The organism is Klebsiella sp. HMSC09D12 (assembly GCF_001808475.1).
Lineage (GTDB): Bacteria > Pseudomonadota > Gammaproteobacteria > Enterobacterales > Enterobacteriaceae > Klebsiella > Klebsiella oxytoca.
Genome location: NZ_KV793511.1, coordinates 50,268 through 65,209, shown reverse-complemented (window position 1 = coordinate 65,209; position 14,942 = coordinate 50,268). Strand labels below are relative to the sequence as shown.

At 55.3% G+C, this 14,942-nt stretch carries 16 protein-coding genes; 7 read left to right on the top strand and 9 right to left on the bottom strand.

Annotated elements, in window-relative coordinates; translation table 11 throughout:
* Positions 1 to 24: 24 nt before the first annotated feature.
* Genes minE through minC form a run of 3 tightly spaced genes read right to left on the bottom strand, consistent with a single transcriptional unit; the run spans position 25 to position 1,832 of the window.
* Positions 25 to 294 carry a cell division topological specificity factor MinE gene (gene minE / locus HMPREF3178_RS27265; RefSeq protein WP_004103270.1) on the bottom strand — a complete coding sequence of 90 codons (270 nt, stop codon included), beginning with the start codon at positions 292 to 294 and terminating at the stop codon, positions 25 to 27.
* A 3-nt stretch (positions 295 to 297) separates the two neighbouring features.
* Positions 298 to 1,110: a septum site-determining protein MinD gene (gene minD, locus HMPREF3178_RS27260; RefSeq protein ID WP_004103267.1), complete on the bottom strand. Its 813-nt coding sequence runs from the start codon at positions 1,108 to 1,110 to the stop codon at positions 298 to 300.
* A gap of 23 nt (positions 1,111 to 1,133) precedes the next feature.
* Positions 1,134 to 1,832, bottom strand: coding sequence for a septum site-determining protein MinC (minC, locus tag HMPREF3178_RS27255; RefSeq protein ID WP_004103264.1), 699 nt, complete (start codon positions 1,830 to 1,832; stop codon positions 1,134 to 1,136).
* A 126-nt stretch (positions 1,833 to 1,958) separates the two neighbouring features.
* Here minC and HMPREF3178_RS27250 point away from each other — a divergent pair, with 126 nt between their 5' ends.
* The 3 genes from HMPREF3178_RS27250 to HMPREF3178_RS27240 all read left to right on the top strand — a co-directional run bounded on the left by HMPREF3178_RS27250 (position 1,959) and on the right by HMPREF3178_RS27240 (position 3,458).
* Complete coding sequence (locus HMPREF3178_RS27250; protein WP_004103262.1) at positions 1,959 to 2,240, top strand: YcgL domain-containing protein; 282 nt, start codon at positions 1,959 to 1,961, stop codon at positions 2,238 to 2,240.
* A 17-nt stretch (positions 2,241 to 2,257) separates the two neighbouring features.
* Entirely contained in the window at positions 2,258 to 2,917 is a 660-nt protein-coding gene (locus HMPREF3178_RS27245) for a fumarylacetoacetate hydrolase family protein (protein WP_004113717.1), read from the top strand.
* 94 nt (positions 2,918 to 3,011) lie between these two features.
* Positions 3,012 to 3,458 carry a YcgN family cysteine cluster protein gene (locus tag HMPREF3178_RS27240; protein ID WP_004103257.1) on the top strand — a complete coding sequence of 149 codons (447 nt, stop codon included), beginning with the start codon at positions 3,012 to 3,014 and terminating at the stop codon, positions 3,456 to 3,458.
* Positions 3,459 to 3,467: 9 nt separating this feature from the next.
* Here HMPREF3178_RS27240 and HMPREF3178_RS27235 read toward each other — a convergent pair whose 3' ends face one another.
* The 3 genes from HMPREF3178_RS27235 to nhaB all read right to left on the bottom strand — a co-directional run bounded on the left by HMPREF3178_RS27235 (position 3,468) and on the right by nhaB (position 6,143).
* The gene (locus HMPREF3178_RS27235; protein ID WP_004103255.1) at positions 3,468 to 3,812 is read right to left on the bottom strand and encodes a TehB family protein; all 345 of its coding nucleotides are present in this window, start codon (positions 3,810 to 3,812) and stop codon (positions 3,468 to 3,470) included.
* Between the two features lie 116 nt (positions 3,813 to 3,928).
* The gene (dsbB, locus tag HMPREF3178_RS27230) at positions 3,929 to 4,459 is read right to left on the bottom strand and encodes a disulfide bond formation protein DsbB (protein WP_004103253.1); all 531 of its coding nucleotides are present in this window, start codon (positions 4,457 to 4,459) and stop codon (positions 3,929 to 3,931) included.
* Positions 4,460 to 4,589: 130 nt separating this feature from the next.
* Positions 4,590 to 6,143 (bottom strand): sodium/proton antiporter NhaB, encoded by a 1,554-nt coding sequence (nhaB, locus tag HMPREF3178_RS27225; protein WP_024274390.1) that lies wholly within the window; start codon positions 6,141 to 6,143, stop codon positions 4,590 to 4,592.
* A gap of 245 nt (positions 6,144 to 6,388) precedes the next feature.
* On the opposite strand from nhaB, the gene fadR reads away from it, so the two are divergent.
* A complete protein-coding gene (fadR, locus tag HMPREF3178_RS27220; RefSeq protein ID WP_004103249.1) occupies positions 6,389 to 7,108 on the top strand; it encodes a fatty acid metabolism transcriptional regulator FadR in 720 nt (239 codons plus the stop codon).
* Positions 7,109 to 7,167: 59 nt separating this feature from the next.
* On the opposite strand, the gene HMPREF3178_RS27215 is transcribed toward fadR, so the two are convergent.
* Entirely contained in the window at positions 7,168 to 8,700 is a 1,533-nt protein-coding gene (locus HMPREF3178_RS27215) for a SpoVR family protein (protein ID WP_004103247.1), read from the bottom strand.
* A 320-nt stretch (positions 8,701 to 9,020) separates the two neighbouring features.
* Between HMPREF3178_RS27215 and HMPREF3178_RS27210 the strand changes: the two genes are divergently transcribed.
* Together HMPREF3178_RS27210 and dadX are read left to right on the top strand one after the other, a co-directional pair.
* The gene (locus HMPREF3178_RS27210) at positions 9,021 to 10,319 is read left to right on the top strand and encodes a D-amino acid dehydrogenase (protein WP_004103245.1); all 1,299 of its coding nucleotides are present in this window, start codon (positions 9,021 to 9,023) and stop codon (positions 10,317 to 10,319) included.
* Positions 10,320 to 10,331: 12 nt separating this feature from the next.
* The gene (gene dadX, locus HMPREF3178_RS27205) at positions 10,332 to 11,402 is read left to right on the top strand and encodes a catabolic alanine racemase DadX (RefSeq protein ID WP_017145656.1); all 1,071 of its coding nucleotides are present in this window, start codon (positions 10,332 to 10,334) and stop codon (positions 11,400 to 11,402) included.
* Between the two features lie 16 nt (positions 11,403 to 11,418).
* Here dadX and HMPREF3178_RS27200 read toward each other — a convergent pair whose 3' ends face one another.
* Both HMPREF3178_RS27200 and ldcA read right to left on the bottom strand, forming a co-directional pair.
* On the bottom strand, positions 11,419 to 13,152 hold the full coding sequence (locus tag HMPREF3178_RS27200) for a potassium/proton antiporter (RefSeq protein ID WP_004103240.1): 1,734 nt from the start codon (positions 13,150 to 13,152) through the stop codon (positions 11,419 to 11,421).
* A gap of 92 nt (positions 13,153 to 13,244) precedes the next feature.
* Entirely contained in the window at positions 13,245 to 14,159 is a 915-nt protein-coding gene (gene ldcA / locus HMPREF3178_RS27195; protein ID WP_004103238.1) for a muramoyltetrapeptide carboxypeptidase, read from the bottom strand.
* A gap of 95 nt (positions 14,160 to 14,254) precedes the next feature.
* Here ldcA and emtA point away from each other — a divergent pair, with 95 nt between their 5' ends.
* A complete protein-coding gene (gene emtA, locus HMPREF3178_RS27190; RefSeq protein ID WP_016808276.1) occupies positions 14,255 to 14,866 on the top strand; it encodes a membrane-bound lytic murein transglycosylase EmtA in 612 nt (203 codons plus the stop codon).
* Positions 14,867 to 14,942: the final 76 nt, after the last annotated feature.

Below are 14,942 nucleotides of genomic sequence, written 5' to 3'. Positions count from 1 at the left end.
TGCCGGTTTTTTTACACCTCAGGCTCAGGGCTTCGACTCTTCAGTTTCCGGCAGGGTCACGTTCAGCTCCAGAATCGAAATATCACCGTCTCTCTGCTCCAGCTGTACGCTGACCATCTCCGGGTCGATTTGCACGTATTTGCAAATCACCTCAAGAATGTCTTTACGCAACTGCGGAAGATAGTGCGGTTCAGCGTCGCCGCGACGGCGCTCCGCGACGATAATTTGCAGGCGCTCTTTCGCAATATTGGCCGTGTTCTTTTTCCGCGAGAGAAAAAAGTCGAGTAATGCCATAATTTATCCTCCGAACAGGCGTTTGAGGAAACCTTTCTTCTCTTCTTCTACGAAGCGGAAAGGGCGTTCTTCTCCGAGCAGACGTTCAACCGTATCGGCATAGGCTTTACCCGCGTCCGAGGCGTCATCCAGAATCACCGGCTCGCCCTGGTTTGACGCGCGCAGCACGGACTGATCTTCCGGAATCACGCCCACCAGATTGATGCGCAGAATTTCCAGCACGTCTTCCATGCTCAGCATGTCACCCTTGTTTACGCGGCCTGGGTTATAGCGCGTCAGCAGCAGGTGCTCTTTAATTGGATCTTCGCCCCTTTCCGCGCGACGGGATTTGGAGGCCAGGATACCAAGGATACGGTCGGAGTCGCGAACGGAGGATACTTCCGGGTTGGTGGTGATGATGGCTTCATCAGCAAAATACAGCGCCATCAGCGCACCGGTTTCGATGCCTGCAGGGGAGTCACAGACGATAAAATCAAAATCCATTTTTTTCAGTTCTTCGAGAACTTTGTCTACGCCTTCGCGGGTCAGGGCGTCTTTGTCACGCGTCTGGGAGGCCGGGAGAATATAGAGATTCTCCGTACGCTTATCTTTAATAAGCGCCTGGTTCAACGTGGCATCGCCCTGGATGACGTTGACGAAATCATAAACGACCCGGCGTTCACAGCCCATGATCAGGTCAAGGTTACGCAGGCCGATGTCGAAGTCGATAACGACCGTTTTCTTTCCCTTCTGGGCCAAACCAGTAGCGATGGCCGCGCTGGAGGTGGTCTTGCCAACGCCTCCTTTACCCGAAGTCACAACAATAATGCGTGCCATAGAAATTCCTTGTTAAAAAGGGATTAATTCAACGATTGAATCGTCAAAGCGCTGTCGTCTAAACGTAGACGGGCCGCTTTGCCATAAAATTCGGCCGGAATGTTATCACTCAGCCAGTATTCCCCCGCGATGGAAACCAGTTCCGCCGAGAGGTTGGTACAAAATATTTGGGCGTCTCTGTCGCCGCCTGCGCCAGCAAGCGCGCGTCCCCGCATCATGCCATATACATGGATGTTACCATCGGCGATAAGTTCAGCTCCGGCACTCACATGGTTTGTAACAATTAGATCACAGTGTGGCGCATAAATTCGCTGACCGGAACGTACCGGCTGATCAATCAAACGCGTTTTTGTGATCTGATTAACAGCTGGAGGTGGGGCAACGGGTTCAGGCGCAGCCTGGCGAGTCACTTTTTCTTTCCCTTCGGTTAATAAAGGGATCCCGGCGCGGTCAATTTCCGTTTTCAGCCGGGGAAGTTTACATCCGCTTACGCCCATAATACGCAGGCCGGTAGCCGCGATCGCCTCATGCAGAGGGCGCCAGTCGACGTCATCTTCAATGCTGCTGATATTCACCACCACGGGAGCGTGCCGTAAAAAGGCGGGAGCCTGGGCGATTTTGTCTTCTAACGCCTGACGAATAACCTCGGGATTTGCATCGTGCAAATGAACCACAGATAAGGTGAAGCTACTGCCCTTAAGTTCGATTGGCGTATTTGACATCCTGGCCTTACTCAATTTGCTGTTTATCACTCGCTGAAGTGCGGTGATATTCCGAAGACTAAAAGGCATGTTATAGTCACTCATATATTGAGGCAAGTGACCACAGGTCTAATTCCGAGTAAAACTATGTTTTGTGTGATCTATCGAAGTACTAAACGCGAGCAAACCTATTTATATGTCGAAAAAAAGGACGATTTCTCCCGCGTTCCTGACGAATTAATGTATAGCTTCGGTACGCCCAAACTGGCAATGATTCTACCGCTCGATGGACGAAAAAAACTCATTCACGCCGATTTGGAGAAAGTGAAACAGGCGCTCACCGATCAGGGCTATTACCTTCAGCTGCCTCCTCCGTCTGAAAATTTACTCAAGAAACACCTGGCGGAACAGGGGAATAAATCTGATTAACCCACAGAGGGAATATAATGTACCAACATCATAACTGGCAGGGTGCGCTACTGGATTATCCGGTAAGCAAAGTGGTTTGCGTTGGCAGCAACTATGCAAAACACATCAAAGAGATGGGCAGTGCGACGCCGGAAGAGCCGGTGCTGTTTATTAAACCTGAGACGGCGCTATGCGACATCCGCCAGCCGTTGGTGCTGCCTGAGGGGCTGGGGTCAGTGCACCATGAAGTTGAGCTGGCGGTACTGATTGGCGGTACGCTGCGCCAGGCGACGGAAGATCATGTGCTGAAAGCCATTGCTGGCTATGGCGTGGCGCTGGACCTTACCCTGCGCGATCTGCAGGGAAAACTGAAAAAGGCCGGTCAGCCGTGGGAGAAGGCCAAAGGCTTTGATAACTCCTGTCCTGTTTCAGGCTTTATTCCCGCCGCCGAGTTTCACGGCGACGCGCAGAGTACTCCGCTGAGTCTGAAGGTGAACGGCGAAGTGCGCCAGCAGGGTTCGACCGCCGACATGATCCATAAGATTGTGCCGCTCATCGCCTATATGTCGCGCTTTTTTACCCTGAAAGCCGGGGATGTGGTGCTGACCGGTACGCCGGAAGGCGTAGGGCCGCTGAGCAGCGGAGACGAGCTGGAAGTCGGTTTTAACGGCTTTTCGCTGACTACCCGCGTGCTGTAACGTCCGCTTGCCGCCTTCTCCGGGCGGCAAAACTTGCATCGGCGTGCCAGAGTGGTTATAAGGTGCACCCTGAACTGCAATGACGGACATCCCAATGAGCGAACAACCTTTCTGGCAACAAAAAACACTGGATGAAATGAGCGATGCGGAGTGGGAATCACTTTGCGATGGCTGCGGTCAGTGCTGCCTGCATAAGCTGATGGATGAAGATACCGACGAAATCTACTTTACCAACGTCGCCTGCCGTCAGCTCAATATCAAAACCTGCCAGTGTCGTAACTATGAGCGCCGCTTCGAGTATGAGCCGGATTGCATCAAGCTAACTCGCGACAATCTGCCTACGTTTGAATGGCTGCCGCCGACCTGCGCCTATCGTCTGCTGGCGGAAGGCCAGCCGCTGCCGCACTGGCATCCGCTGTTAACCGGTTCGAAGGCGGCGATGCATGGCGAACGCATCTCCGTTCGCCATATTGCGGTGAAAGAATCCACCGTGGTTGACTGGCAGGATCATATTCTGAATAAACCGGACTGGGCGCAGTAAGGCGCGCAGTTAGCCTTTCTTCGCGTGGAATAGTCCGCTTTCACCGTCGGCGTCATCTGCAACCCAAAAGTTAATATTGAACTGCGCGTCGTCGCTTAGCTCAATGCGGTGCCAGTACTGCGGCGGGCTGGTTGCGAACTGGCCAGCATTGATAACGACTTTTGCCTCAGGCTCTGTCGCCTGTTCATCGGCGAAACCATAGTAGGTTACCGTCCCTTCCATCACGCAAAGCTGGCCGAAAACACCCGCTGCGGTGTTGTGGTGCGTCAGCAAAGCGGCGGGTACGTTCTGTTTAGTAAAGAATGGGGTGGAGCGTTTTACCTTCCAGCTAGCGGGAATACGCAAATGAGACATCATGTGCTCCTTAGTTAACATTTATAAGATGTATTTAATATGCAACTTTATGGCGGCAACGTCAACGCGCAGGCAAAAAAAACGCTCCCGGAGGAGCGCTTTATGAGCAATCGGTCTTAGCGACCAAACAGATCGCGCTTTTTAGGTTTAAACGGCTGAGCGATAAGCACCAGTACACCGACCACCAGATAGGCTGCGAAGATGCCGACCAGCCACTGCGGCATTTCCAGCGTCAGGAATTCCCACTGGCGTACGGAGCAGTCGCCGGTAGCGACAAACACCTGAGGCAGCCATTTATCCAGCGGCAGCCACGTTGGGAAACGAGCGGCGAAATCGCAGGTCTGGAAGGGGGAAGGGTGAAGCTGAATCATGGTGTGTTCCCATGACAGCTGCAGCCCGCGCAGGGCGCTGTAGAGCCAAATCACAATCGCGACGTAGCGCAGAGGGGTTTTTGGCGCAATGGCGCCGACGATACCGGCGCCCATCACGCCAAATAGCGCGCAGCGCTCGTAAATACACAGTACGCACGGCTGCAGCAGCATCACGTGCTGGAACCATAACGCCACCAATTCAAGAATAAACGCGGTTAGCGCCATCAGGAGCCAGGCACCGCGTCCCCTTGAGCACTGGTTTAAATATCGCAACATAATCATTTCCCTGGAACATGCTAAATCATGGCAGTGTAAACGAAAACCGTAGCGACGCCAGCAGCTAGTCTGAAAATATTACGTAAACGAATATGGAATGCCCGGCGTTTTGAGCCGGGCATGGATGATTTTATTTCAGCAGTTGCGGCGTCACCAGCCAACCGTGCTCCAGCATCCACTGGGTGGCCGGCATCAGGGTAAACTCGACGCAGGCCAGGCCGACGAGGGTCAGGACGAGAGTATAGGGCAGCGCCATCCACACCATCCGGCCATAGGAGAGGCGAATCAGCGGGGCCAGCGCGGAAGTCAGCAGGAACAAAAAAGCAGCCTGGCCGTTCGGCGTAGCGACCGATGGCAGGTTGGTGCCGGTATTGATCGCCACCGCCAGCAGCTCGAATTGCGGCAAACTGATGGTACCCTGCTCCAGCGCGGACTTGACCTCGTTGATATAGACGGTTCCGACGAAGACGTTATCAGAAATCGACGACAGCAGACCGTTAAACAGATAAAACAACGATAGCTGGGCGTGCGGCGATGCCTGAAGAACGAACTCGATCACCGGGGCAAAAAGGTGCTGGTCAATAATAACCGCCACCACGGCAAAGAAGACCGTCAGTAGGGCGGTAAACGGCAGGGCTTCGGTGAAGGCTTTGCCGATAGCGTGTTCATCGGTGATGCCGGAGAACGTTGTCGCCAGCACAATCACCGACAGGCCGATCAGGCCGACTTCCGCAAGATGCATCGCAAGGGCGATAATCAGCCAGACGCCGATAAGACCCTGAGCGATAAGACGCAGGCGATCCTGACGACTGCGGCTCTGGCGGCTGCGATCGTCAAAATCCTGTAGCACTTTGCGCACGGTTGGCGGCAGCGGTTCGCCGTAGCCAAACAGGCGGAATTTCTCCAGCAGCAGACAGGTGATCAGTCCGCATACCAGCACCGGCAGGCTAACCGGCAGCATACGCATGAAGAATTCGCCGAAGTGCCAGCCTGCCGCCTTGGCGATGATCAGGTTCTGCGGCTCGCCGACCATGGTCATCACGCCGCCAAGCGCGGTGCCGACCCCGGCATGCATCATCAGGCTGCGCAAGAAGCCGCGGAACTGCTCCAGGACATCGCGATAGTGCTGCTCAATATGGCTGTCGTCGAGCATATTGTCATCATCCGGCCGCGCCGAAGCGACTTTGTGGTAAATACCGTAGAAGCCGACGGCAACGCTTATCACCACTGCGACAACGGTCAACGCGTCGAGGAAGGCGGAGAGGAAAGCGGATGCGACGCAAAACGCCAGCGACAGCAGCATCTTGCTACGAATGCCAAGCAACAAGCGGGTGAAGATGAACAGCAGCAGCTGCTTCATGAAGTAGATCCCCGCGACCATAAACATCAGCAGCAGCAGGACTTCAAGATTACTGGCCACCTCTTCGCGGATATGCCCCGGGGTGGTCATGCCGATAAATACCGCTTCAATGGCCAGCAGGCCGCCCGGCAGCAGGGGATAGCACTTGAGCGCCATCGCCAGGGTGAAGATAAATTCGATAACCAGCAGCCATCCGGCAATAAACGGATGCAGATAAAAGACCAGCGGATTAACAATTAAGAAAATGATGAGAGCGAGTTTGTACCAGTCCGGGGACTGGCCAAGAAAATTGCGCCACAGGGCGCGGCCATAAGACATTTCCACGACAGACATCCTTTCTCCGTCAAATTCTGAAACATGATTTTATGCGTAACTATACGCAAGATTACCAGTTGCGCAAAACGAGACGCAACTTTCTTCGCATCACATTCTTTAGCAACAGAAAATGTGAAATGAAAAGTGGAAAATGAAACGGCGATCCCTTTTTAATTACTTTCTGGCGCTATCTGCCTTATGGCCGCTCTGGTATGATGAGTCGAATAGCAACGCTGTGTAATGGAAATCTTATTATGGTCATTAAGGCGCAAAGCCCTGCGGGTTTCGCTGAAGAGTACATCATTGAAAGTATCTGGAATAACCGTTTTCCCCCTGGTTCAATTCTTCCCGCTGAACGTGAACTTTCTGAACTGATTGGTGTTACCCGTACAACCTTACGTGAAGTGTTGCAGCGTCTGGCCCGCGATGGCTGGTTAACCATTCAGCATGGTAAACCGACAAAGGTGAACAATTTCTGGGAAACTTCAGGTTTGAATATTCTTGAAACCCTGGCGCGTCTCGACCATGACAGCGTACCGCAGCTGATTGATAATCTGCTGTCCGTGCGTACCAATATTTCGACCATTTTCATCCGTACCGCTTTCCGTCAGCATCCGGATAAGGCGCTGGAGGTACTGGCGAGCGCGCGTGAAATTGAAGACCACGCCGATGCGTTTGCCGAGCTGGATTACAATATCTTCCGCGGTCTGGCGTTTGCCTCAGGCAATCCTATCTATGGTCTGATCCTCAACGGTATGAAAGGCCTATATACCCGTATCGGTCGCCACTATTTTGCCAATCCGGAAGCGCGCAGCCTGGCGCTCGGCTTCTATCATCAGCTGGCTAAAGTTTGTGAAGAGGGCCTGCATGAGCAGGTTTATGACATCGTACGCCGCTATGGCCGCGACAGCGGTGAGATCTGGCATCGTATGCAGAAGAATCTACCGGGCGACTTAGCGATTAATATGCGTTAAGCCCACGTAATGAATAAAAAACGCCCGGTGCTTTCACCGGGCGTTTTGCTTTTCAACGGCTACAGCGGGTTCTGCCGCGGCGGGGTGCGTTCCAGCAGCTCGACGCTGCCATCGGCGTTTTGCTGCTCCAGAAGAACGTCAAATCCCCACAGGCGGTGAACGTGCTTAAGCACCTCACGGCGGCCTTTATCCAGCGGCACGCGGTTGTGCGGCACGTAGCGCAGGGTGAGCGAGCGGTCGCCGCGCAGGTCCACATTCCATACCTGAATGTTTGGCTCGAGGTTGCTCAGGTTGTACTGCGCTGAAAGTTTGGAACGAATCTCACGATATCCCTCTTCATTATGAATTGCGGATATTTCGAGATAGTTGTTGTGATCGTCATCCAGCACGGTGAAGAAGCGGAAGTCGCGCATGATTTTCGGCGACAGGAACTGGCTGATAAAGCTTTCATCCTTAAAGTCGCGCATCGCGAAGTGCAGAGTTTCAAGCCAGTCAGAGCCGGCAATATCCGGGAACCAGTATTTGTCCTCTTCCGTCGGCGACTGACAAATACGTTTGATATCCTGGAACATGGCGAACCCCAGCGCGTAGGGGTTAATACCGCTATACCACTGGCTGTTGTATGGCGGCTGGAACACCACATTGGTGTGGCTGTGCAGGAACTCCAGCATAAAGCGCTCCGTCACTTTACCTTCATCATAAAGGTGATTCAGGATGGTGTAGTGCCAGAAAGTCGCCCAGCCTTCGTTCATCACCTGAGTCTGCTTCTGCGGATAAAAATACTGGCTGACCTTGCGCACGATGCGCAGGATCTCACGCTGCCACGGCTCCAGCAGCGGCGCGTTTTTCTCCATGAAATAGAGCAGATTTTCCTGCGGTTCAGAAGGGTAGCGACGCGCGGCTTCGATGGTTTTTTCCTCTTCTCGCTTCGGCAGCGTGCGCCACAGCATATTCACCTGGCTTTGCAGATACTCTTCCCGGCTTTTTTGCCGCGCCTTCTCCTCCTGCAGCGAGATTTTTTGCGGGCGTTTATAGCGGTCAACGCCGTAATTCATCAGGGCATGACAGGAGTCGAGCAGTTTTTCAACTTCATCAACGCCGTAGCGCTCTTCACATTCGGTGATGTATTTCCGCGCGAAGATGAGATAGTCAATGATTGAGCTGGCATCGGTCCAGCTGCGAAAGAGATAGTTATTTTTGAAAAACGAGTTATGCCCGTAGCAGGCGTGCGCCATCACCAGCGCCTGCATGGTAATGGTGTTCTCTTCCATCAAATAGGCAATACAGGGGTTGGAGTTAATGACGATTTCGTAAGCCAGCCCCTGTTGGCCGTGCTTATAGGCCTGTTCGGTCTCGATGAATTTTTTACCGAACGACCAGTGCGGATAGTTAATCGGCATCCCGACGCTGGAGTAGGCATCCATCATCTGTTCGGAAGTAATGACTTCGATTTGGTGCGGATAGGTGTCAAGACGGTACAGCTTCGCCACCCGGTCGACTTCTGCCAGATAGGTCTCCAGCAGCTCAAAAGTCCAGTCGGGTCCATCGCTTAAACGGGTTGTGTCCTTGTTCATGGAATCAATCGTAGCCATTAGCGCGCCCTCGTTGTTGATGGTTCTCTCTGTACGGAAAACCTCTAAACAAGCATAGAACACGGCGTCGCAAACTGCGTCTATCCGCATTTCCTTTCTTCGCGATTTCACAATCTTAAAGGCGCTGTTTTGCGCTTTAATCAGAATTTTATTCTGTAGAAAAATGAGGCGCAGCAGGAGATGGTAAAGTGACGGGGTCAGCGCTGGCGCAGAATCCTGTGAGATAAGTCACCATAAATAAAGCGTATGTTGAATAATATTTTCATCTGAGTTATCAATTTGTAATCAGATGATTGTTCTTTAACGATTACGGAGCCGCTATGCGCGTCGTCATACTGGGAAGTGGGGTTGTAGGAGTCGCAAGCGCCTGGTATTTAAGCCAGGCAGGACATGAAGTGACGGTTATCGACCGTCAGCCGGGACCGGCCGAAGAGACCAGCGCCGCTAACGCCGGGCAGATCTCCCCCGGCTACGCCGCGCCCTGGGCGGCGCCGGGCGTCCCCTTGAAGGCGATTAAATGGATGTTCCAGCGCCACGCTCCGCTGGCTATCGGTCTGGATGGCACCCAGTTCCAGCTGAAATGGATGTGGCAGATGCTGCGCAACTGCGACACTCGCCACTATATGGAAAATAAAGGACGAATGGTGCGCCTGGCCGAGTACAGCCGCGACTGCCTGAAAGCGCTGCGCGAGAGCACCGGTATTCAGTATGAAGGGCGCCAGGGTGGTACGCTCCAGCTATTCCGCACCGACAAGCAGTTCGAGAACGCGACCCGCGATATTGCGGTGCTACAGGATGCGGGCGTGCCTTACCAGCTGCTGGAAGCGAATCGCCTGCTGGAAGTTGAGCCGGCGCTGGCAGAAGTGAGCCATAAGCTCACGGGCGGTTTGCGCTTACCTAATGATGAAACCGGCGACTGCCAGCTCTTCACCACTCGTCTGGCCCGAATGGCGGAGCAGGCGGGCGTGACTTTCCGTTTTAATACTCCGGTGGATGAACTGCTCTATGAAGGGGATCTCATCTCGGGTGTGAAGTGCGGCGCTGAAATTATTAAAGCCGATGCGTACGTTATGGCATTCGGATCCTATTCGACAGCCATGCTGAAAGGGCGGGTGGATATTCCGGTCTATCCCCTGAAAGGCTATTCGCTGACGATCCCCATCGCGGAAGAGGACGGCGCGCCGGTTTCGACTATCCTTGATGAAACCTACAAAATCGCCATCACCCGTTTCGACAGGCGTATTCGCGTTGGTGGAATGGCAGAAATTGTTGGATTTAATAAAGAACTGCTGCAGCCGCGGCGTGAAACCCTGGAGATGGTAGTGCGCGATCTGTTCCCGCGCGGCGGCCACGTTGAACAGGCAACCTTCTGGACCGGACTGCGTCCGATGACTCCGGACGGTACGCCGGTGGTGGGGCGTACGGGGTATAAAAATCTGTGGCTCAACACCGGCCACGGCACGCTGGGATGGACCATGGCCTGTGGTTCAGGACAGCTGATTAGCGACCTGATCTCCGGACGCACGCCGGCGATCCCGTATGACGATCTTGCCGTCGCCCGCTACGGACGCGGCTTTACGCCGGCCCGCGCTCAGCATCTGCATGGCGTTCACAATTAACAAGGAGCTTTCATGTCTCGTCCTGTAAAGGCCAGCATTGATATGTCAGCCTTACGCCAGAATCAACAAATTGTTCGCCGCGCGGCGCCCGGCTCGCGCCTGTGGGCGGTGGTCAAAGCCAATGCGTATGGCCACGGTCTGGCAAGGGTCTGGAATGCGCTTAGCGCCGCAGACGGTTTCGCGATGCTGAATCTTGAAGAGGCGATACTGCTGCGTGAGCTGGGCTGGAAAGGGCCGATACTGATGCTGGAAGGCTTTTTTCATGCCGATGAGCTGGCGTTATTTGATAAATACCGCTTGACCACCAGCGTGCACAGTAACTGGCAAATTAAGGCCCTTCAGCAGGCGAAGCTGCATGCGCCGCTTGATATTTACGTCAAGGTGAATAGCGGGATGAACCGGCTGGGGTTTATGCCGGATCGTCTGCAAATCGTCTGGCAGCAGCTGCGAGCGCTCAGCAACGTCAGTGAAATGACGTTGATGTCGCATTTTGCCGAAGCGGAAAATCCGGATGGCATCGCGGAGCCGATGCGGCGCATTGAGCAGGCGGTGGAAGGGCTGGATTGCCCGCGCTCGCTGGCGAACTCGGCGGCCACCTTGTGGCATCCGGAGTCGCATTTTAACTGGGTGAGGCCGGGGATCGTGCTTTATGGCGCTTCGCCTTCCGGCCAGTGGCAGGATGTGGCCAATACCGGGCTGAAACCGGTCATGACGCTAAGCAGCGAAATTATCGCCGTGCAGAATCTGAAAGCCGGTGAAGCGGTTGGATACGGCGCAACCTGGCGCACGGCTGAGGAGCGGCGAATCGGCATCGTTGCCTGCGGCTATGCCGACGGCTACCCGCGCTTAGCGCCCAGCGGAACGCCGGTGCTGGTTGATGGCGTCCGCACCGTAACGGTCGGGCGTATCTCAATGGATATGCTGGCGGTGGACCTGACAACCTGCCCGCAGGCGGGCATTGGCGCGCCGGTCGAGCTATGGGGTAAAGAGATCAAAATTGACGATGTCGCAGCCTCCTGCGGCACCGTCGGATATGAATTAATGTGCGCCCTTGCGCCGCGCGTGCCGGTTGTGACAGTGTAACCTGAACCGAGGCGGATCACTCCGCCTCATCTTCCGCCATCCGTACGCCAACCCGCAGAACGTGATCCTCTTCTTTTTCCGCCACCGTCCACACCATGCCGGCAAATTCCACCTGGTCGCCGACAACCGGGGCTGCGCCTAACAGGTGCTGTATGACGTCACCCAGCGACTGCTGACGATCGCGAAACTCTTCTCCCCCGTCAATGCCGTAAATCTGAGCCACGTCGGCGAACCTGGCGCTGGCATCGAGAATAAAATCACCGAAGAAGCGCTGATCGAGCGCCACCGGCGGCGACTGGCTGAACAGTTTACCCAGCGCGGGTAAATCGCGTTCGCGGCCAATCACGCAGAGAATATCGCCTTCCAGCAGGCGGGTGCTGCCGGTGGGGTGCAGCAGAGCGTTATCGCGGAATAGCGCGGCAATCCGCGTTTCCGGCGGCATATGCAGGTCGCGCAGCGCCGCGCCGACGCACCATTTCTCCGCGCTCAACTGATAGACAAACTGCTCCCACGGATTTTCCGGATGGATATCCAGCCCGACGCGTGAGATGGGCGATCCGACCGGTGGCACCACTACTTTGGCTTTTTTGGCCGCCCAGGAGAGCGACGTACCCTGTAAAAGCAGCGAGACCAGCACCACGAAGAAAGCCACGTTAAAGAACAGGCGCGCATTCTCCAGGCCCGCCATCATCGGAAAGACGGCGAGAATAATCGGCACCGCGCCGCGCAGACCCACCCAGCTGATAAATATGCGCTCGCGCAGGTTAAAGCCGCGAAACGGCAGCAGGCCGGCGAATACCGACAGCGGACGGGCGATGAAAATCATCCACATCGACAGAATGAGCGCCGGGATGGCGATGGGCCACAGGTCTGACGGCGTGACCAGCAGGCCGAGCACCAGGAACATGGCGATCTGCGCCAGCCACGCCAGCCCGTCAAAGTTTTGCAGAATGCCGTGGCGGTTGCGAATCGGCCGGTTGCCCAGCAGGAAGCCGCACAGGTAGACCGCGAGGATGCCGCTGCCGTCCAGCGAGGTGGTGGCGGCGAAAATCATGATCCCGCCGCTCAGCGCCAGCAGCGGGTAAAGCCCGGCGGGCAGCACAATGCGGTTAATCATCTGTAGCAGCAGATAGCCGCCGCCGAGACCGATGGCGATACCTAAGCCAAACTGCTGCACGATATGCACCAGGAACATCCAGCTCAGGCCGGTTTCATGCTGCTGAATCATCTCGATAAGGGTAATGGTCAGGAACACGGCCATCGGGTCGTTGCTGCCGGATTCAATTTCCAGCGTTGAGCCGACGCGTTCGTTTAGCCCTTTTCCGCCGAGCAGTGAGAACACCGCTGCGGCATCCGTCGAGCCGACAATCGCGCCGATCAGCATGCCTTCAATCAGGTCGAGTTTAAACAGCCAGGCCGCCATGAGTCCGGTCAGGGCCGAGGTAATTAACACCCCGACCGTGGCAAGCGACAGCGCGGGCCAAAGCGCTACGCGAAAGGAGCTGGCCTGGGTGCGCATCCCGCCGTCAAGCAGAATGACCGCCAGCGCCAGGTTACTTACCATGTAGGCGAAAGGGTAGTTGTCAAACGGAATGCCGCCGATACCGTCAATACCCGCCAGCATCCCAATGGCTAAGAAGATAACCAGAATCGGGATGCCGAGGCGTGAGGAAAAGGAACTTAATAAGATGCTACAGGTTACTAAAACAGAACCCAGGATAAACAGACTGATGACCGCAGCGGCGTCCAATGTTGACGTACTCCTTACCGGCGTGAAGATAAATTAAAAACTACACCATTTTAACAATCCGACGCCGATCAGGATATGCGTTAGAGGAATTTTTATTCTGTCAGTACCGGGTGGCCGCTGATGCTCAACGTCGTGGCAGAGGCGTTGTTGACCAGCAATGCTCTGGCGCCAAGCGGTAGGGTGACCGTGCGCTGCTCGTGGCCAAAATCCAGGCCGCTGATGACCGGAATGTTAAGCTGCTGGCGAAGGTAGTCGTATACCATCGGCAGATCGTATCCGGCATCGTAGTCGTTGGCGACAGCGCCGGTAAAGCTGCCGAGGATAATCGCCCGCTGGCGCGCCAGAATACCGCTATTAAGCAGTTGCAAGAGCATACGCTCAACGCGGAAGGGATGCTCGTTAATATCCTCCACAACCAGAACCCCGTCGCTAATCTTCGGCATCCACGGGGTACCGATAAGCGAGGTCAGCATCGCCAGGTTGCCGCCCCATAGCGTGCCGCTGGCGCGACAGTCGGGCCCCTCGCCGTGCCATTCAAGCGTAAACGCCGGGTTGCGCAGGGCCTGCCAGAAATGGTGTTCGGTAAATTCATTAAGCGCTTCGGCGCCAAAGTTTCCCGCCAGCATCGGCCCGCTAAAAGTGATTATGCTACCCTTTGCCAGCAGGCCCATCTGGATGGCGGTGAAATCGCTGTGGCCGCAAATGAGCAGCGGATCCTGCTGCTGACGGGCAATGAGCCCCTGCCAGTCAATTTGCGGCAGCAGGCGAGTCGCGCCGTAGCCGCCGCGTACCGCCAGCACGATACGGTTTTTGCCGTCGAGGGCGGCGAGCTGGTTAATATCGGCAAGGCGTTGGTTCTCAGTCCCGGCAAAGCGCAGTGCCCGGCGGGGAATGACTTCCTGGTGCGCCACCTGATGCCCGGCCTCCTGCAGACGTTGCACGCCGCGATTCGCCGCTTCCTGGTTGATGCAATAGCCGGAGGGGGCGATGAGATAAAACTGAGACATGACAATTCCTTGCTAAGAATGAAAGGGTTATCATGCCGCCTGGAGCGTTTATTGTCATCTCCGTGCGGCAAACTTCAGCCAATAAGGATAGATGTGTGAAATTGAGATGGTGTGTTTTTTTATTTGTATTGTTGGCCGGTTGTAGTTCAAAACACGATTATCGTAACCCGCCGTGGAATCCGGAAGTCCCGGTTAAGCGGGCGATGCAGTGGATGCCAATCAGCGAAAAAGCCGGCGCGGCGTGGGGCGTTGATCCCCAGCTGATTACCGCCATTATCGCCATTGAATCCGGCGGCAACCCGACGGTGGTCAGCAAATCCGGCGCGGTTGGCCTGATGCAGCTGAAACCCTCAACGTCCGGGCGCGATGTTTACCGGCGGATGGGCTGGAGCGGCGATCCTTCGGTGAGCGAACTGAAAAATCCCGAGCGTAATATTTCTATGGGGGCGGCCTACCTTAGCATTCTCGAGAACGGTCCGCTGGCGGGGATTAAAGATCCGCAGGTAATGCGCTATGCGGTGGTGGTTTCCTACGCCAACGGCGCGGGCGCGCTGCTGCGCACCTTCTCGTCTAATCGCCAGGATGCGATTGAGGAGATTAACGATATGGACGCCGATGATTTCTTTGAGCACGTGGTGAAGAAACATCCGGCACCGCAGGCCCCGCGCTATATCTGGAAGCTGCAGAAAGCGCTGGACGCCATGTAACGGGCGCTCCCACTGGCTTAGCTTGCCGGGGGTCATCAGCCCAGCCGATTCAGGGACAGTAAAGTGAGAAAGACGC